General features: G+C 44.0%; 17 protein-coding genes and 1 tRNA gene. 6 read left to right on the forward strand and 12 right to left on the reverse strand.

Features of this window, described 5'->3' with window-relative positions; translation table 11 throughout:
* Positions 1 to 10 precede the first annotated feature (10 nt).
* Positions 11 to 87: transfer RNA gene (locus tag ACXAGP_RS05715), tRNA-Arg, on the forward strand.
* Between the two features lie 45 nt (positions 88 to 132).
* Here the strand turns inward: ACXAGP_RS05715 and ACXAGP_RS05720 are convergent.
* Complete coding sequence (locus ACXAGP_RS05720) at positions 133 to 1,548, reverse strand: hypothetical protein (protein ID WP_475260105.1); 1,416 nt, start codon at positions 1,546 to 1,548, stop codon at positions 133 to 135.
* Positions 1,549 to 1,960: 412 nt separating this feature from the next.
* Between ACXAGP_RS05720 and ACXAGP_RS05725 the strand changes: the two genes are divergently transcribed.
* A complete protein-coding gene (locus ACXAGP_RS05725) occupies positions 1,961 to 2,308 on the forward strand; it encodes a MaoP family protein (RefSeq protein ID WP_475260106.1) in 348 nt (115 codons plus the stop codon).
* A 29-nt stretch (positions 2,309 to 2,337) separates the two neighbouring features.
* On the opposite strand, the gene ACXAGP_RS05730 is transcribed toward ACXAGP_RS05725, so the two are convergent.
* The 6 genes from ACXAGP_RS05730 to ACXAGP_RS05755 all read right to left on the reverse strand — a co-directional run bounded on the left by ACXAGP_RS05730 (position 2,338) and on the right by ACXAGP_RS05755 (position 9,160).
* Positions 2,338 to 4,317 carry a class I adenylate cyclase gene (locus ACXAGP_RS05730; protein WP_475260107.1) on the reverse strand — a complete coding sequence of 660 codons (1,980 nt, stop codon included), beginning with the start codon at positions 4,315 to 4,317 and terminating at the stop codon, positions 2,338 to 2,340.
* Between the two features lie 125 nt (positions 4,318 to 4,442).
* Entirely contained in the window at positions 4,443 to 5,609 is a 1,167-nt protein-coding gene (locus tag ACXAGP_RS05735; protein WP_475260108.1) for a heme biosynthesis HemY N-terminal domain-containing protein, read from the reverse strand.
* Positions 5,606 to 6,787 (reverse strand): uroporphyrinogen-III C-methyltransferase, encoded by a 1,182-nt coding sequence (locus ACXAGP_RS05740; RefSeq protein WP_475260110.1) that lies wholly within the window; start codon positions 6,785 to 6,787, stop codon positions 5,606 to 5,608. Before ACXAGP_RS05740 ends, ACXAGP_RS05735 begins: the two co-directional genes overlap by 4 nt.
* The gene (locus ACXAGP_RS05745; RefSeq protein WP_475260112.1) at positions 6,784 to 7,503 is read right to left on the reverse strand and encodes a uroporphyrinogen-III synthase; all 720 of its coding nucleotides are present in this window, start codon (positions 7,501 to 7,503) and stop codon (positions 6,784 to 6,786) included. The genes ACXAGP_RS05740 and ACXAGP_RS05745 overlap by 4 nt, the downstream gene beginning before the upstream one ends.
* 6 nt (positions 7,504 to 7,509) lie before the next feature.
* Positions 7,510 to 8,424, reverse strand: a complete 915-nt coding sequence (gene hemC, locus ACXAGP_RS05750; RefSeq protein ID WP_475260113.1) for a hydroxymethylbilane synthase — start codon at positions 8,422 to 8,424, stop codon at positions 7,510 to 7,512.
* 244 nt (positions 8,425 to 8,668) lie between these two features.
* Positions 8,669 to 9,160 (reverse strand): MOSC domain-containing protein, encoded by a 492-nt coding sequence (locus tag ACXAGP_RS05755; protein ID WP_475260114.1) that lies wholly within the window; start codon positions 9,158 to 9,160, stop codon positions 8,669 to 8,671.
* Between the two features lie 225 nt (positions 9,161 to 9,385).
* On the opposite strand from ACXAGP_RS05755, the gene purD reads away from it, so the two are divergent.
* Complete coding sequence (gene purD, locus ACXAGP_RS05760; protein WP_475260115.1) at positions 9,386 to 10,669, forward strand: phosphoribosylamine--glycine ligase; 1,284 nt, start codon at positions 9,386 to 9,388, stop codon at positions 10,667 to 10,669.
* A gap of 738 nt (positions 10,670 to 11,407) precedes the next feature.
* Here purD and ACXAGP_RS05765 read toward each other — a convergent pair.
* Positions 11,408 to 11,845, reverse strand: a complete 438-nt coding sequence (locus tag ACXAGP_RS05765) for a nucleoside deaminase (RefSeq protein WP_475260117.1) — start codon at positions 11,843 to 11,845, stop codon at positions 11,408 to 11,410.
* 14 nt (positions 11,846 to 11,859) lie between these two features.
* Entirely contained in the window at positions 11,860 to 12,453 is a 594-nt protein-coding gene (locus tag ACXAGP_RS05770) for a 3'-5' exonuclease (protein WP_475260118.1), read from the reverse strand.
* Positions 12,454 to 12,598: 145 nt separating this feature from the next.
* Here ACXAGP_RS05770 and ACXAGP_RS05775 point away from each other — a divergent pair, with 145 nt between their 5' ends.
* The 3 genes from ACXAGP_RS05775 to envZ all read left to right on the forward strand — a co-directional run bounded on the left by ACXAGP_RS05775 (position 12,599) and on the right by envZ (position 15,747).
* Positions 12,599 to 13,501 (forward strand): phosphoribulokinase, encoded by a 903-nt coding sequence (locus ACXAGP_RS05775; RefSeq protein WP_475260120.1) that lies wholly within the window; start codon positions 12,599 to 12,601, stop codon positions 13,499 to 13,501.
* Positions 13,502 to 13,664: 163 nt separating this feature from the next.
* Positions 13,665 to 14,405: an osmolarity response regulator transcription factor OmpR gene (gene ompR, locus ACXAGP_RS05780; RefSeq protein ID WP_338290393.1), complete on the forward strand. Its 741-nt coding sequence runs from the start codon at positions 13,665 to 13,667 to the stop codon at positions 14,403 to 14,405.
* Positions 14,406 to 14,445: 40 nt separating this feature from the next.
* The gene (gene envZ / locus ACXAGP_RS05785; RefSeq protein ID WP_475260122.1) at positions 14,446 to 15,747 is read left to right on the forward strand and encodes a two-component system sensor histidine kinase EnvZ; all 1,302 of its coding nucleotides are present in this window, start codon (positions 14,446 to 14,448) and stop codon (positions 15,745 to 15,747) included.
* 111 nt (positions 15,748 to 15,858) lie between these two features.
* Here the strand turns inward: envZ and ACXAGP_RS05790 are convergent, their stop codons facing one another.
* From ACXAGP_RS05790 to hslR, 3 genes are all read right to left on the reverse strand, one after another.
* Positions 15,859 to 17,409, reverse strand: coding sequence for a phosphoenolpyruvate carboxykinase (locus tag ACXAGP_RS05790; RefSeq protein WP_475260124.1), 1,551 nt, complete (start codon positions 17,407 to 17,409; stop codon positions 15,859 to 15,861).
* 367 nt (positions 17,410 to 17,776) lie between these two features.
* Positions 17,777 to 18,652: an Hsp33 family molecular chaperone HslO gene (gene hslO / locus ACXAGP_RS05795; protein ID WP_475260126.1), complete on the reverse strand. Its 876-nt coding sequence runs from the start codon at positions 18,650 to 18,652 to the stop codon at positions 17,777 to 17,779.
* Between the two features lie 35 nt (positions 18,653 to 18,687).
* A complete protein-coding gene (gene hslR / locus ACXAGP_RS05800) occupies positions 18,688 to 19,107 on the reverse strand; it encodes a ribosome-associated heat shock protein Hsp15 (RefSeq protein ID WP_475260128.1) in 420 nt (139 codons plus the stop codon).
* Positions 19,108 to 19,211 lie beyond the last annotated feature (104 nt).

A 19,211-nucleotide genomic window follows, 5' to 3' on the forward strand; every position in this document is an offset into this window, starting at 1 on the left:
CACAATTTATGCACCCGTAGCTCAGCTGGATAGAGCGCTGCCCTCCGGAGGCAGAGGTCAGAGGTTCGAATCCTCTCGGGTGCGCCAATTGACCGTTCATTTCTCCCGCTGACAATAGCTATATTTTTTGCATTAATAGATTGAAACTAAACTAGCAAGTGCTCGACTCTTACCGTCAAGTTCATAAAAATAAACTTCCTGGGTAAAACCTTCATGCGCGACTTCCCAGGTGTTTCCCATTTCAAAGACTTTGGCCCCAAAATGATTTCTAATGGCTTCTTTTGATTGGCCTTGACGAATTCCGGCGAATTCCCAACCAGCAGATTCATCTCTACTCGCCTTACTAAGTACACTCTCAATCATGTGGATATTGGACAATGATTGGTTATCAAACTCTAATACCAGTTGATTATTTATCACCAAGAGTTTTTCCTGGTTTTGATTCAGGGCGACTAAAATCGGGCTCGCCTCAATGTCTTGTTGATGAACAGGTTCATAAGCGGCAGCTTTCTTTTTGATCAACTCATCCAAATTTTGATAAATATCAGCATTATCCGGCGACTGTTTTATCGAATAAGTCCAAGGTCGTTTATTTTCAGCTCCAAAACCAAAACCTGTTATCTTATGAGTTGGCAGGTCAGTTGTTTTATGCTCCTGACTTTCAAACAACAGGTAGACAGATTCATCTCCTGCAGTAGAACTGAGAAGAACTCTGTCAGAAGATGTTTTTTCACCAAGGCGGTTCAATTCGTCACTAGTCAATCCCAAACCCTTTTTGAATTCGTCATATACCAACCAATTCTGGTCCGCTATTCGCTCATCAAATTCAAACATATTGACGATTTCAGTGGAAAGCCAATGATTCTGGTTGGTAACGTAAACGAGGGATTGCTCTTCAAAAACCAACCATAGTCGTCGACCATAGGAGATTACCTTCTTATCTCCCACTAAAAGAAACTCTGAAGTCGGCGTTCCTAATTTAGTTATGACGTCTTCATAACTGGCTCCAATATTCATATCGTAAAAGCTATTTTCGGTGGTTAATTGCATCGGCGAAAGCGCTGGCCGTGCAGTTTTGCTACCGCCAAATTTAACAACCGTCTCAATCTTAAGTTCTGTTGATAGCGTTTGTGTTTTAAGCGCCATTTGGCGAGTCCCATTTGCATCGTATGGCGTTCTTTTCCGTTTTACATCACTTTGCTCATCACAATGGTTGAATAGCTGTGCAGTAAGCTGCACATAACCCCGCAGAGTACCTTTATTTGCTTGTTCGTGATCAAAAATAGTTTTATCGATAATTGCAATGCTATCTGCGCCGACGTCGACAGCTTGCGCCTTAACTTTTTCAATTAAAACCTCTGTAGCCTCGTTCAACTCTTTTATTTTTGGATATTCAAACTTACTACCAAGGCGCTGCTTTACCGTGACAGTGTCAATGACCTTGTAGTCACAGGCAGGATAAAAATCGAGCACTTTCACAGAAGGAGTCTGACCAACGGCTGACGCCATACAGGTAAAAAAACTGACTAACAAAAGAATCCGAATCAAAACACTTTCCTTACAAAAATATACGGCCTGATTGAAACCACGGTGGTGGAAAAGGACAAATGGCAGTCCAAATAACTTCCCCTAACTCATTGATGTACCAGTTAATCCCATTTTTCACAGGTGTGCAACTTTACGTGAAATATCTGAGGGTTACCCCCCCGGACAGGTCATTCAATTCCATTTATGTTTTAGGCACCCTACAACTGTACCTGCAGTTTATTAAAGGACGATGAGGTGCACTAAGCCATTGATGCCTTAGTACAACATAATACCTGGCTGATTAAACGCCACTGCAATCCACAACCATAAGCGCCTTTCATCGTCACGATAAATTCTATTTGTTGTACTCAAAAAACATCTGAATTCATACTCTGGAAGTAACCAATGTCGGTTTGATTCAAGGTGGTCTAACATGCAATTAGAACAAGGTTTTGTGATCTCTGAACCCTTCAGAGACCAGCTCAATTTCCCTTATGGATTTGGCAAAAGTGGTGACTTTTCCATTAACGAGGCTCGACTCCTGGCAACATTGGGAGCACGGCTGTCAAAGCTTGAACAGGGCATTGCGGAGCCGCAAAATCAGGTGGAAGAGGCCTTTGTAGACATGTGTATTTCCATGCGAGAGCCTGCAACGATTGCAGAGCGTCTGTGGCGTAAATACTTGAGACTCACCACGACTCGCCGTTTCCACACCTTACACGGTTGCAGTCGAGTGCACAGTAAAGATACGGGGCCGACAGAACTGACAGAGGAAGTATAAAAACAAGCCGAGATAATATCTCGGCTTTTTTATATCAGATTCTCAAAATCCATCTGAGTGCGCTCTTTGAATTCCTCAAAGATGCGGTTCTTGTGGGGGCTGTCATGAGTCTTGACAAAAATTTCTGGTTTGCGGCGGGCGTGAAACAGATCCCGTCGCAAATCTTCAAGCGCTTCAAAACCTGCCACACTGTATAACTCTCCCCAACTGGTTTGATAGGCAGTACGCACCGTTTGTAAATCCGCTACATTAGGCCAACTTTCAAAATTGATTACCGTTAAGCAGCGAGTAATGCGCGAAGGCGCTAATAGTTTATTGCGGGGAATATCCGAGATGCGAATAGGTGGAAACATTTCTTCGAGCTGTTTAACAAACTTGATCAAGGATTCTTCCCTGATAGGCTCACAATTACGCGTCACTAGGATATTGGTACGAGTATCAATAATGCGATTGAATACGCACCACAATACCAGATCCATTGGGTCATTACTCTCCTTGAGCAAGCAAGAAGCCACTTCCTTGTCATCCCAATGATGTATTTCACCTCGGTAAACAGACCAACGCTTCTTACCCGGCGAACTCAGATCTAATTCAGCCTTGATAGTAATATCAGAAAGCAACAATCCCTCGTCAAAGGCACGTTTCAAGTAAACGATTTTGCCGTCTTTTTTAGTATAGAAAGAATCCAGTTTTCGACCGATAACGGTGGAATCTTCAATTTTAACCAGCTGTTCTTGCTGCTGAATTTTAGATGAAAGACGCCTGTAACAACCGATTAAGAAATTATGTATTTGCTGACCCAGAGACGATACCGCCGAGAAATCCCAATTTTTGATGTTATCCAGGTGCTGTAACTTGCCGGGGCTCCAGTTCCAGGCCTCTACATAACCCTTAATAATATTTGTTTTAAAGGTTTTTTCCTGAATCGCATTCGCCCCTGATAGTTGGCACTCACTTTTAATGTAAAGGCACTTTTTCAGTAACTCTACAACATCCTCATTGCCCACCTTTGTATAGTGCTCAAGGAGTTGATCAAACATCATGGCATAGGGATCCACTGAGCAAGGATCCTGATTAAAGCGCTCATAAAAATGAACCCGCTTTTTGAGGATGTTACACAAAGGCCGTTCTGTACCGATGTTCTCCAGAAATACCTCAAGTTTGGCCATTTTTAATACGGATTTAAAAGGCGAATCCATGGCCTTGCTGATCTGCCATATTGCCGCACCAAAGATCTCGGCTTTGACCAGTTTTTCAACATTGCCCAGATCCATAAACCACTTGGGGTCAGGCTCAGAACCTGCTTGCATGATCTCCCAAAGCTTTTGGTACTGTGCATCGGTGGTGGATTCTGGCACTAACCACCAAAAGGGCACTTTGCCTGCAATCATAATATTGGTGGCATAAAATTCTGATTTCAGGAATACCGCTTGTGCCGACCCGGCACTCTCGCCACTGGCTTCACCAAAATCATTGTTTTTAACTTTTTCTATCTCTGAGAGAAAAAAGTGCACCTCCATATCGTGCACTTCTTCAGCCCATTGCTCTACCAATATCAGTTTTTGTTGCAATAGTTTTTTTTCGCGGGCACTAAAGCGATTACCGTCAATGCAAACCCAATAATCAAAATCGGATTTAGTTGACTGACCGATGGAGCCTATACTGCCCATCAATAGTACTGAGTCTATCGCCCGTTTCTTTGGCCAAAAGTCCCTAATCTGCTCTTCGATGAGGGTTTGGTTGTCGGGGAATAACTCAATGATTGATTGCTTCAACAGGTCTTTAAAATTGTAGTTAATCAGACCAAACGGAATATGCTCATCATCAATAAATCCGGGGAAGTCCTTATGATTGATATGCAATAAAAACGGCAGAACATGAAATAGTGGACGCTTTTTTTCAGGTAACAAGGCAATAGCCCGCTCAGTACGTAACTTGTTGTACCTGAGCACGGACTTAAGTCTTATTTTAAGATTTTGTTGTACGTTCACCATGGGACCGGGATTCAATCACTCTTTATCACGAAGATCTGAAGACCCTCGCATTCGCTTGTTAACACGACATAAGTCGTGCCATTTTATTTAATGGTTGCCGCTGTGCCTATTAGACTAAGGTGTTAATAATTATCCATCGCTTAATGGGTTTGCGATTCCGTTACCTGTTTGTAGAGCTGTAACGCTTGGTCCTTATCATTTTTCGCTTCTTTTACCTTTGCTAACATTTGCACGTCATGTAGGTTATTGCGCAGTTTTATCGCTTTCTGCAATACTTTCTCAGCTAACAAAGTATCTCCGCTATTGTAGGACAGTTCCCCCAATGTCGAAAGTAACTCAGCGTCATTTTCATCTTGCTTTAACCAAGCTTCGAGTTTTTGTTTGCTTGCCAGAGGCTGGCGCAATTTGAGTTTGCGGAATAGCGGTAAAAGCTCAGGGATCATGTTACGGGATTGAAATTGAACCAAAAACTCTTCGGCTTTTTGATGATAATTTTGATCAATCAACTGAAGGACAAAAGCATATTGATTAGATACGTCTTTTTTAGTTTTGCCGGGTAAAGACTGCCAATATTGCAATAAGACTTCCGCCCCCTCTTTGCTGGCTTTCTCACTGAGCAGTCCAACACTGGCTTCACGCTTCCATTGATTAAACTGCGCTTTATCCAGTTTCTTCTTATTGCTGTCTAATAGTTCATTTACTTGCTGCCAACTACCATCACGGGCCATGGCTTTGAGTTTCAACTCCAGTGCCATCTTATGCTCCGAATCTTGCAGTAACTCTACGGCAGCTTTGGGATCATTATGGGTTTGAAAGAATCTGGCCAACAACAAATTTGCGGCCTCTTTGGTTTTCACAAATTTTTGCGCTTGTTGCAGTGCTTGCTTTTGCGCTTCTTCATCGTTGCGCTGTGCAGCACAATGAGACAATAGCAGTGGTACAACGCCATTTTGATGGTCCAGATTCACTTTTTGCAGATGCTTCTCGGCATTATCAAAATCCATAGAAAGCAAAGCTATCAAACCCTTTTCAAAGTTGAGCTGCTGTCTGTTTTTGCCAAAATCAGCAAACCAGTGCCAGGACCAACTGCCCATCGCGGTAAAGGTGCGCAAGACCTTAAAAACCAACCACCAGCCAAATGCCACCAGCCCGGCAATTATCAATGCCGACACCAGGGTCATTTCCACTTTCCAGCCAGCAACCGTGATCAAGACATAACCTTTGTTTTCAGCCAGCACAGGGCTAAACATCAAACCAAAAGCCAATAACAACAGCAATACAAAGATAAGCGTGAGGGTCCTTGTCATTGCCCAGCCCCACTATTTACAAGATAGTCCAGAGAAAGTAATTTCAATTCGACATTTTTAGGGAACGTCATCTGCATTAATTGCTCAAGGTCCTTCTGCATAAGCTGTGTGGTGATATCACTTTGCTCAAATTGCGCCGTCCGGGCGTTCGCCTGTTCCACCAGCTGTTTGAATAGAGTTTCGTCAGCCTCCAACAGGGCGTGTCTCATAGCGAGCAAATCATAACTAAGCGCATTTCGAATCAACAGTTGCTGCTGTTGATTGAGATAAGGTGTAATGGGGTTTTCTAGCTTTTCAACAGTGAGAAAATCATCCACAAGATTGTGCCAAAGGGTTTTCAGATTCTGCCACCAATCAGCAGGATCACTTGTTGGTTCATTGAGCTGCGAAGAAAAATACTGCTCTGGCGCAGGAAATTTTAAAGCGGGCACCGTATTGAGCATACCACCAATCAAAAATGCCTTGTCGAACTTATCTTGCGGACGAAACTCCCTGAGATTGCGAATATCCAGTGCAATACGTTCCCTGAGGGAGGTGTTGTTTAAATCTTCTTGCTGCGCAAGTTGTTTATCGGCTTCTTGCAACAGATGAATGGCACTATTAACCTGCTTTTCCACATTCACTTTGCGCGCCGCCATGCGCACCAGGTAAGCCACCTCGGCCATATCCAGATCTTGCTCTGCACCGGATAATTGTTGCGTCACTTCATCTTGTAATTGGCGAAACTCACTGCTTAGCTGTTGCTCCGACTCCTGGACTGCGGTGATCCTCTGACTCAATTCAATTTGTAGATTGCGCGCTAAGTTATCTAACTGCGTATTTAAGGACTGATTTAGCCCTTGCTGCTGCTCTGCTTGCCAGGCTAATTGTTGCTCTTGCCAACCTTGCCAATATTGCCATCCCCAAAATCCCGCACCGATAGCAACAAGCATAATAACCGTGTTGAGCCCCACTAAAAAACCAATCAAGGGATTAGTGCGACGTTTAGTTTTGTTGGGTTCAATTTTCTGGGCGCGATTTAATTTTCGCTGAGACTTGCGATGGACACTGCTTCCGACAGAACTGGTGCTGTGCTCAGTTCCAATAGCAGCGGAAGCCTCAACTTTCTCTGTGGCATTGGCTTGTGGATTATCGTCCTCTGATTCAGACGTATCATTATTTTGTTTTGCGTCAGTCATGCACTTTTCCTGTCCTGCAATACCGCAAGATAACGATCTGCAGTGGCCCCATCGGCCACGGTTACACGGTTCAGTCCCAACTGATGAGCACGCAGAGCAACTCTTTCACTGGGCACTATTATCCGTTTTAGAGGTAAGCTTTCAGGCCACCATGTTATTGCGATTTCCAATAAATCTTTACTTCCGATGATAGCAGTATTCGCCTGATTCACCTCTATTGATTTTAGTATTTGCGCTCGCTGGCTGATATTTTCCAGCCTTTGATAGAGATTTAATTGCGTTACGCGAGCACCTTTCTCCGTTAACTTATTCATCAAACTATCTCGGCCGCCAAGCCCTTTGATAAAAGTAACCCGCATTCCACTGTTGATTTTATCTTCCAGGCACTGCCACAAACCTTCACTGGTCTCAATCGACGGCGAATTAACCTCACCGAGATAACGAGTTAGTTTTCTGGCGGTTTGCTCACCCACCGCCCAGACCTCAGCCTGATGGTTAAGCTGCCCTTGATAATAATACAACTGCTTAACCGCATTCTGACTAAGGCAGATAATAATGTCACTATCAGCTAAACAGTGTTTTACATACACGGGGGGATAAGATAGAGGGCGGATTGTCATTACGGGTGCAACGATAAGCGAATAACCCGCCCGGTTAAACTGTTCAGCAAACTCCGAATTAACTTGAGCTTTTATTACGAGAACACAGTTAGACATACAAACTTAATGCAGTGCAGCCAAAAGTTCAGCTGCCCCTTGAGACAACAATTGCTCTGCGACGGCTACGCCCAGTTGTTCTGGATCCGTGCAAGAAGCAGCCGCAAACAGTATCTGTTCACCTGATGGACTTCCCACCAAGCCTTTTAAATGAATTTCTCCATCAACAAATTGTGCATGTCCCGCAATCGGTACCTGACATCCCCCTTCAAGACGAGTATTCATTGCGCGCTCGGCACAAACCAAGGTAGCCGTTGCAGCGTGATTTAACGGTGCCAGTAAAGCAATGAGTTCTTTGTCATCATTGCGGCACTCAATACCAACAGCACCTTGGCCCACCGCGGGTAAACTCAGGTCAAATGGAATAGATTGCTGAATTCGCGGTGCCATACCAAGTCTAATCAAGCCAGCACTCGCCAAAATGATGGCATCGTAGAGGCCGTCATCAAGCTTTTGTAGTCGCGTATTCACATTACCACGCAGATCTTTAATGCGAAGGTCAGGTCTGAAGTGTTGCAACTGACATTGTCTTCTCAGGCTAGAAGTGCCCACCACAGCCCCCTCCGGTAACGCATTCAGACTTGTACAGTTATGGGACACTAGTGCATCGCTGGGATCTTCTCGTTCACAAATGGCGTGGATATCAAAGCCTTCAGGAAAAGCCATTGGCACGTCTTTCATTGAATGCACTGCAATATCGGCTCTGCCTTCCATCATGGCAACTTCTAGCTCTTTAATGAACAAGCCTTTGCCACCCACTTTAGAAAGCGGCGAATCTAATATTTGATCCCCTTTAGTCACCATAGGCAGCAATTCTACCTGCAAGCCTGGGTGCGCTGTTTCCAGCAGCATTTTCACGTTTTCTGCTTGCCACAGAGCTAAAGCGCTTTTTCGGGTGGCGATCTTAATTACTCTTTCCAATGTCGATTCCGATACAAACTACAAACACCCCATTAGTTTATCACTCTTATAACCAAACTACCTCAAGATACTCGACTTCAGCGGGAGAATAAAAGGATTTAGGCAAGGTAAATTGGAGATGGCATGGTTGTTCTCACGTCGATACAATTTGACGCTGCATAAATGCTTTTAGGCCCCGCCCTTCGGGAGCTTCACAGCGCTTCCATTACTGTGTTGCACTTGTTTGAAAGGTAGCCGAAAATCATCACAAAGACTCTTCATAACGCAAGCTATCTCCCAAATGCACTTCTCCGGGGGAAATTACTCGGGCTAAAATGCCACCATGCCCACGCATGAGGTTATAGCCACCTTTGCCCAGCGTTTCCTCCATACGAGAACAGGGGTGACACAGACCAGACATCTCCAAAAGCGCGGTTCCCAAATAAAAACGAGCGTTCTTGAGTGCCAACAAGTTGATTCCAGAAACCACAATATTACGCCGAAACAGCTCTGGGGCCAGCCGAGATTTGCCTAACATATTAGCCACAGCGTTTATATGCTCAGCTTGAATAATACTGACTTGCCGTCGGCTTTTTTCTGAACCTTTAAAACGGTCGCGGCATAATCCTTTACCCGGCTCCAGGTGATCCTGCTCAAGTGCCATCATAGGGTCTTTTCTTTTAGGTCTGATCCCAATCCATTCCACCTGACCATTAGAATGAAATTGTTGCTGCAATTCCGCTATCGTCTGTTTCATTTTTCGCTTAACTCTGACCTATCTGTTATACTTCGCCGCCTTCGCCATAGGTGAATTCAGCTGGGTATCTGGTGATGATATTAGTATCAATAAATTTTACACTTTGCTTACTAAAATCCCGCTAAACAAAAGCCGGACATCGAGTCTGTTTGCTGTGTAGATACCCTTCTTAAATTATGTGATACAAGTTATTCATTCTAATCATAGAACAGCAGGACTACTAACATGAAAATACTGGTTGTGGGTGCAGGCGGCAGAGAACACGCTCTCTCATATAAAGTAGCGCAATCTTCGAAAGTTGAAACTGTATTTGTGGCCCCGGGCAATGCAGGCACCGCGCAAGAAGCAAAATGTCAAAACGTCGATATTGCAGCAGAAGACATTCATGCCTTATTGGCTTTTGCTCAGGAAAACCAGATTGATATGACAATTGTGGGTCCTGAAGCCCCTTTAGTGTTAGGTATCACTGACCTGTTTGAGCAACAGGGGTTGAAGATTTTCGGCCCCCGTAAAGCAGCAGCACAACTTGAAGGCTCAAAATCCTTCAGTAAAGATTTCCTTGCTCGTCATGCCATTCCAACTGCGGCGTATGCCGTCTTTGAAGAAATTGAACCTGCTATAGCTTATGTCAAAGAGCAAGGTGCCCCCATAGTAGTAAAAGCCGACGGACTTGCAGCCGGAAAAGGCGTTATTGTGGCGGAAACTGAAGAACATGCCGTTAATGCCATACAGGATATGCTGGCTGATAATAAATTCGGTGATGCTGGCTCACGAGTTGTAATTGAAGAGTTCCTTGAAGGTGAAGAAGCAAGTTTCATCGTCATGGCCGATGGTACTACTGCACTTCCTTTTGCCACCAGCCAAGATCACAAACGCGTAGGTGAAAGTGATACCGGATTGAACACGGGTGGTATGGGTGCTTACTCACCTGCTCCCGTCGTTACCGACGAAGTTCACAAACGCATCATGGATGAGGTGATTAATCCAACGATGAAAGGCATGATCAAAGATGGCATGCCTTACACGGGTTTCTTATATGCTGGTTTGATGATCACCAGAGAAGGGGCCCCGAAAGTTATCGAGTTTAATTGTCGATTCGGTGACCCGGAGACTCAACCTATAATGCTGCGTCTTGAATCAGATCTGGTGGAGTTAGTGACGGCTGCTCTTGATTCCAACTTACACAACACAGAAATCAGCTTTACTCAACAAGCAGCTGTAGGTGTTGTATTGGCAGCCGGGGGCTATCCAGAGGCGTATCAAAAAGGACTTGAGATCACGGGTTTTGAACAAGCTGAAACATTGCCGGGAAAAATATTTCACGCAGGCACCAAAACATCAGGTGAGTGCATACTCACTAACGGAGGGCGTGTTTTGTGTGCAACTGCACTCGGCAATTCTGTTACAGACGCTCAAAAAGCCGCCTATCAACTTGTTAATTGCATCAATTGGGAAGATATTTACTATCGCAAAGACATTGCATGGCGTGCGATAGCAAGAGAAGCGTAACCGAACAGCATTTTACAACTAATTTATTGAATTTTAACGACCAAATTATGAGTTTTTAATTCTTTTCAAAGCAAGTTAATCTCTAACAAATAAAAATCCAGGCAAAAGCCTGGATTTTTTATATCCCCACTAAAAACACCATAAAGCCATGTTTATATTAAACATTTTCTCCGTAACCAGAGCATTTTTTAACAATTATCCTGATTTTTATCCACGTCAATTGAATGAGACTTCAGGACAAAACTGTATGTGAATACTTACACACCTTTAAGTGACTGTTAAATTGTTGTTTTTTCAATCAAATTCAATTTTTTAGCGCTTCTGCTAAATACAGAAAATGGAAGACTAAAAAACACAAAACATTACTTTCAAATGAAATCGATGATTTTAGGCGCCAACGAGGTAAAAGTTCATCTTCTGCATTTACAAAACACCATACCGCAAACACAACCTTACAACTTAGCAACGATATCTGTCATTTTGATACCAATTTAATGAATTATAGCAACAAATTAGTTTTAAAAAAAAATGTTAAACAACATCAAAAATACAAATAATCTACTAAATTTTTTGAAACACTGGTACAGCACCCAACCCTCCCAGCAAGTGCTTACTATCAAATTCAGACACTGTAAATAAGGGCATTACGATCATTCTTAGGGGATTTTCACGAAAAAACAAAAAAGCTCCTTTTCAGGAGCTTTCTGTTAATGGGATTTTTTAAGGTTATTAAACGGTTTAAACACCGATGTCTTCGTTCCAGAGCTCAGGTTTGGCAGCAATAAAGTCATCCATCAGTTTACTACAACGAGCATCGTCAACCACAACGACTTCAACGCCTCGACTCTTTAATAGTTCCTCTTCGCCCATGAAGGTTTTGTTTTCACCAATGACCACTTTAGGAATGCCATAAAGTAAAATTGCGCCGGAACACATAGAACATGGCGATAGCGTTGTATACAAAACACTATTTTGATAAACACTTGCAGGCTGTCGGCCAGCGTTTTCTAACGCGTCCATTTCGCCGTGCAATGTACAGCTGCCTTTCTGCACTCGCTGATTATGGCCACGACCTATAATTTCGCCATTGTGCACGATCACTGAACCTATCGGAATACCGCCATTGGCCACTCCCTTTTCAGCTTCTTGTATCGCCGCATCCATAAATTTGTCCATTGTGTACCTCTTCATCATTCCAAATACAAATCACTTAAGTTTAACCTGTTCTGCTCAATAAGTGTTTGTAAAAAGACTAAAATACTTTTCACATCGTATAATGCATTGTGTTTGTGACCTACAAGGGGTCTATCAACCTTTGCCGCTAGTTCGCCACTCACTAAATGAGTAAAGGGTAGTCTTTTGTTATTGATACAGGTTTTCAAATCGACAAATAATTCCTCTCGATAAGACCATCTTCTCTCATTAATTTTGTGGTTCTCCTTTAGCACTTTGACATCAGGTCCCCACGAGTAACACGGTAATAAGCCGTTCTCGATAAACTCATGAAACTGCTCAGCACAGGAGGAGTAATCGACACCGTGATCATCAACCACTTGCTGCCTGATCCTGGTTAACTCTTGTATGTATTCACTTAGGTTTGGATTAATGGTGGGCTTAACAAGTACATTAAAAGATGCAACAGCAGATAACCGTTCCTGTTCTACTTGTATTTTCAGCGCAGCCAGTTGAATAATTTCCCGAGCTTCTCCTTGCCGTGACCAGTTGTTTTCCCATGATCCGGGCCATGCAGTAAATTCAGTATCAAAAATTACAAAACTGCTCATGCCGATTTTGCGGTGAAAAAGTTTCTTAAGTTATAGCAAAAGTGCTCAAAATTGATATGAATAAATTTATCCAGCGCTTGACCTGGACTACACAAATGCCTATAACAATGACTCAATAACTAACTAGAGTGCGCTCTAGACTATTATGTCAGTCAAACATCCTATTGTTGCTATTACGGGTTCTTCCGGTGCAGGCACTACCACCACCACTAATGCCGTAAGGCACATCTTCCGCAACCTGAGCATTAACGCCGCGATGGTATCCGGCGATAGTTATCACCGATTCACTCGTCCAGAAATGGAAGTAGAGATCAGAAAAGCGCAGGAACAAGGCAAACACATCAGCTATTTTGGGCCAAAAGCCAATGATTTCGAAATGCTGGCTGAAACCTTTAAACAATACGGTGAAAGTGGCCAAGGCAAAAGTCGGCAATATTTGCACACCTTCGATGATGCTGTGCCATTTAATCAAATGCCTGGCACCTTCACCCCTTGGCAAGATCTACCAGAGAATACCGACTGTTTATTCTATGAAGGTTTACATGGAGGCGTCGTAACAGACGAAATCAATGTGGCGAAACATGTGGATTTACTGGTGGGAATGGTACCAATTGTCAATCTGGAGTGGATACAAAAGATAGTACGAGACACTTCTGAGCGGGGTCATAGTCGCGAGGCGGTGATGGGAAGTATTGTGCGCAGCATGGAAGATTACTTCCGGTTTATTACACCACAATTTAGCCAAACCCATATTAACTTTCAGCGAGTACCTACCGTAGACACCTCCAACCCTTTCAGCCACCGCACCATTCCATCCTCTGATGAAAGCTTCGTGGTAGTGCGATTCCGAAGAGAGATGAAGAATGTAGACTTTCCATTCTTGTTACAAATGATTGATGGAGCATTCATGTCTCGAATAAATACCCTCGTTGTTCCCGGTGGTAAAATGGGGCTGGCGATGGAGTTAATTTTAACGCCACTTATTGAAGAAATAATGGATAAGAAGCGTCGTTCCAGCTTTCAAATGGATTGGGTTGCAGACAGTTAAAATCCTAAATCCCTGTTACATTTTAAATGAACAATGTTCATTAGCGGGTAATTGAAACATTCAGAAACACTTTGAGGCACCTGCTTACATTCTGCACGGTTTATTTTCCCTTCTTATCCTCTATATTAAATGGTGAATGAAAACATAAATTGGTGGAACCGATATGGGACAAGAAACCCCCAAAATTTTGGTAGTAGATGATGATATGCGCTTGCGTAGTTTGTTAGAGCGCTATCTGGTAGAACAAGGTTATCAGGTTCGTAGTGCTGCCAACGCAGAACAAATGGATCGTCTCCTTGAACGCGAAAATTTCCACTTAATGGTATTAGATTTGATGCTGCCCGGTGAAGATGGCTTGTCCATCTGTCGACGGTTGCGCCAGAAAGAAAACAAACTGCCTATTGTCATGCTAACGGCCAAGGGCGATGAAGTTGATCGTATTATCGGATTGGAAATGGGTGCCGATGACTACCTGCCAAAACCCTTTAACCCAAGAGAGTTACTGGCGCGCATTAAAGCCGTATTGAGACGCAATGCCAGTGAAGCCCCTGGTGCACCATCTAGAGAAGAACAAATAGTGAGTTTTGGGCAGTACAGTTTGAATCTCGGTACCCGGGAAATGCTGGCTGATGGCGAACCCATTACACTTACCAGCGGCGAGTTTGCAGTGTTAAAAGCGTTAGTCACCCATCCCAGAGAGCCTCTCTCTCGAGACAAACTAATGAATTTGGCACGTGGTCGCGATTATAGTGCGCTAGAGCGCAGTATTGATGTACAGGTATCACGTCTGCGCAGAATGCTGGAAGAAGACCCGGCAAACCCTCGTTACATACAAACCGTTTGGGGCTTAGGCTACGTGTTTGTGCCTGATGGTGACAGTGTCGCCGCCGCTTCTAATCAATAATCAGAGCCGGAATGCGTAAAGCGTTCCGGAAATTTGCTTTATGCGCATAAAACCCCAAAGCGCCTTCGGGCAAACGGTGCTTCTCATCGGCGTGCTGCTGTTAATCAATCAGGTGGTTTCTTATCTCTCTGTTACCTATTACTTCATTGGTCCCAGCTATAAACAGATAAACAGCTTGTTAGCAACCCAGATCAAGGTCTTGTTTATTGATGGCATGGATCATCGCGATCCAATTTTTCATCAACGTTTTTTTGAAGCCACCGGGATCCGTATCTACAGTGAAGCCAGGGCACTTGAAAACGGACTGGCTGACGCCACTTACTACCAGTTTTTTACCCGCGAAATGTCCCAAGAATTGGGTGGCCCTGCGGAAGTCAGAGTAAATGTTAAAGAAGATGGCCAGAACGTATTCTGGATCAGGCCACCTCAAGCGCCCAATTTCTGGATCACCGTTCCTCTGAGCAGTGTTAACGATCCAAATATCTCACCATTGACCTTCTTTTTAATGGTTATTGGTGTGCTCAGTGTCGCCGGAGGCTGGCTATTTGTCAGACGCCTCAACCGCCCCTTATTAGCGCTGCAAAGAGCGGCAATAAAAGTCGGAAAGGGGGACATTCCCCCACCACTGGCTGAAGAAGGTTCCACCGAAATAGTGTCGGTTACTCGCGCCTTTAATCAGATGGCCAAAGGGATTAAGCAATTAGAGGATGACAGGGCACTGTTAACCGCAGGCATCTCACACGATCTGAGGACGCCATTAACGCGCATTCGTATCGCCACAGAGATGCTGCCGCAGGATCAAGATTGGATTTCTGAAGGAATCATTCACGATATCGAAGATATGAATGACATCATTGACCAGTTCATCGACTACGTGCGCCATGATAAAGGCGAGAAACGCGAATTAACCGACGTAAATGAACTTATCAATGATGCTGTGCTGGCGAGAAATATCGAAGAACATCACAATATCCAGCTGCAGCTAACAGAGATTCCGCAAATTTTGGTGCGCAAGGTGGCTATTAAACGCGTGTTAGACAATCTCATCGAAAACGCCTTTCGTTACGGCAGCGACAATATTTTGCTCTGTTCAGAGTACGACAAAAAAGCCCATATTGTGCGCTTCTCTGTCAGAGACTACGGCAAAGGTATACCGGAAGATGAAATCGAAGACTTGTTCCAACCTTTCAAGCAAGGTGACAAGGCCCGTGGCTCTACAGGCTCAGGACTGGGATTGGCTATCATCAAGCGCATAGTAGACATGCATGGCGGTAAGGTTGAACTCAAAAACCACCCTGAAGGGGGGTTAACAGCAACGGTTACCCTTTCCACTAAAAAGTAACCCAGGCAAAACAGCTCATCCAATGCAGCCCAATTGAAACCATCCATTGGGCACAAAAAAGCCCGGTGGTTGGTCCGGGCTTGAATGGGCTGGTCCTTATTTTTGTTATTCTTATCTCGCGAGGTCAGGACCAGCATTCTTAATCGCGTCAGATACCTCGTACTTTTCAAAATTCTGCGTAAACTCAGCAATCAGTTTTTCCAGGTACTTCTGATATTTTTCCTGATCTTGCCAGGTTTGCTTGGGATCCAATAGTTTACTATCAACCCCTGGCACTGCAACTGGCACGCTCAAGCCAAGTTGCGACAATGTTTGGGTTTCTACACCTTCCAACTTACCTTCAACAATGGCGGTGATAATGGCACGTGTGGTTGGGATATCAAAACGCTGACCAACGCCGTACGGACCACCAGTCCAGCCGGTATTGACCAAATACACTTTGCTGTTGAACTCGCGAACGCGCTTCATCAATAGCTCGGCGTAAACACTTGCCGGACGCGGGAAGAAAGGCGCGCCAAAACAAGTTGAGAATGTCGACTCAATAGCGGCTGTAGAACCAATCTCAGTAGAGCCCACTTTAGCAGTATAACCACTTAAGAAATGATAAGCTGCGGCTTCCTCAGAAAGAATCGATACAGGTGGTAATACTCCGCTCACATCACAAGTCAGGAATACCACTGATTTGGGCTCACCTGCGCGGTTTTCCAGTTTGCGTTTTTCAATATGCTCTAGTGGGTATGCCGCACGAGAGTTTTGAGTTAGTTCAGTGTTAGTGAAGTCCGGTACGCGATTCTCGTCAAGGTGTACATTTTCCAGGATGGTGCCAAATTTAATGGCATTCCAGATAACTGGCTCTTTTTCTTGTGACAAGTCGATACATTTGGCGTAACAACCGCCTTCAATGTTAAATACACTGCCTTTTGCCCAGCCGTGCTCATCATCACCAATCAAAAAGCGCTCAGGATCAGCGGAAAGTGTGGTTTTACCTGTACCTGACAGACCGAAAAACAGTGTCACACTTTCATCAGTGCCGACGTTAGCCGAACAGTGCATGGGCAAGATGTCATGTTCAGGAAGCAAGTAATTTTGTACCGAGAACATGGCTTTTTTCATTTCACCTGCATAACGCATACCCGCCAATAGCACTTTCTGCTGCTTGAAGTTGATCATAACAGCGCCGTCACTATTAGTGCCATCCACAGCAGGGTCACACTTTAAGCCAGGGACATTGATAATCTGCCATGGTGTTTTGCCATTGCTGTTCCAGCTCTCAGGAACAATGAATAAATTACGGGCGAACAGTTGTTGCCATGCGGTTTCAGTTCTGACCACCATAGGTAAACTAAATTGCGGGTCAGCCCCCACTTCCAGATGCGAAGCATAATATTGTTTTTGTTGTAATAAGTACTGTTCAGCTTTATCCCACAAGGCATTGAATACGTTTTCTTCAACGGGTTTGTTTACTTTTCCCCAATCAATATTTTGTTCTGTAGAACTTTCTTTGACCAAAAAGCGGTCATTGGGTGAACGGCCCGTGCGTTCGCCTGTTTTTACCACAAAAGCGCCGTTGGCTGCGAATTCCCCTTCACCTGCACGTAACGCGTGCTCCAGTAATTCTGAGGGAGAGAGATCGATAAGTTGATTTTTGGGGGATGCCGTCATTTTGTTTGCCTCTGAGTAAACTTTCAGGATGAACTACACTTTAAAAACCGGCGCAATTCTACTTAAATAAGGCGCTTAAACAAGTCACCCGGTAATAGAAGTAACACAAAGCTGCTTAAACTTTCATATTTACTGTATTTATATTACGGATAAGCTCAGTCAATAGAACCGAAAGGATAGCATAACCCACTGTTTTAATTGAATTTAAAAGAAATGAAAGGAAAAGTGAAAGTTGATCAAAAATATAAGATTATAGGAAAAATGAATAACTATTTTTTTTCAATCAGGAGGGGAAAGCAGCCCTTCTAAACCAGTTTTGTCAACTTAAAGCTACAAAACTAGTTAGAAGGGATAAAATCAGAAGTTTTTACTGAACCGAATGACTCTGTTCAAATGTACCAGCGTGAATGGCCTCAACATCCAGCGCATCGTAAACATATTCAGCATGGCAAAACTGACAGTTCATTTTTATCTGCTCTTGTTCCGCCACTACCTCTAAAAGCTCTGCCTTATCGATGCTCTTTAACGCTGCTGCACTCTTAACTCGGCTACAACTGCACTTAAAACAAATTGATTGCGGTTCGAAAACTCTGACTTGTTCTTCGTGGAACAGGCGATGCAACACTTGCTCGAACGGCAACTCGGTTAGTTCTTTAGTCTGCAGAGTTTCGGCCAGCTTAGTAAGGTGCTCAAACTCAGCATTCTCTTTATTAACTGAGCTTTCAGCCGTGTCGGGAATTACTTGTAAGAACAACCCAGCTGCGCGTTTACTCTGGACATCTACACGCAACTCAATATGTGTTGGTAGTTGTTCAGATTGGCTGAAATAGCCCTCGAGGCACTGAGCCAAGTTAGGCTTATCGATAGCCACAATGCCTTGATATCTCTGCCCGGTTTCAGGAGTGATAGTAATGGTAAAAATTCCGCCTTGGAAAATATCCACAAATTCACTTTGCTCTGGTGTCTCATCCCACCGAGCAATACCGCGCATCTCTTGTTTATCATTGGCAGTGACCAGCGCATATTTAACTGCGCCGTTACCCTGCACTTGCAAACTTACTTCACCTTCAATTTTTAAAGTAGCCACCAACATAGAAGTGGCGACTGCCATCTCACCCAGCACTCGTTGAATGTTTTCGGGATAAGCCTGGGCTTGCAACATCTCTTTATAACTACTGGATAGTTGCACTATTTCCCCTCTGACACTAGCGTTGTCAAACAGGAAGCGTTGTATTTGATCCATTACTGGCTCCAATTATCGACACAGTTATGAGTACATTAACTGTGCTTAAGTTTAATTATTTCACGACGCTGCTTTTTGTCAGGTCGTTGCTCCGGCTTGGGACTGTGGAAAGCATTAATCTTTCTGGCAGCGGCATTCTCAGCGCGTTTCTCGGCACTTAAACGCGTCTCTTCATAAAGCTGTTGTGCCAAAGGCGCTGAAAGCCGCTGTTCGGACACCCGCAATACCGTAATGATTTTCTCATCATAGCCCTGTGGTACTTTAATCACGGCGCCGGGCTCAACAATTTTGCCGGGTTTTGCCTTAGCACCATTATACTGTACTTTACCAGCAGAAATATTGTCTCTTGCCAGGCTTCGGGTCTTAAAAAATCGCGCAGCCCAGAGCCATTTGTCCAGTCGGACGCCGACTGGGGCATCGTGGTCATGCTGAGAATGTTTACTATTTTTTGCCATAGGCTCCTAATTTAGGGACTTACGTAGCAAATTCAAGCGCGGTCGTTACGCTTTGTTCAGGGTGAGTTTAGACTGGTAACCTAAACTACTGGATAAAATGATGA

The sequence above is a fragment of the Planctobacterium sp. AWM4_229 genome, from assembly GCF_056160305.1.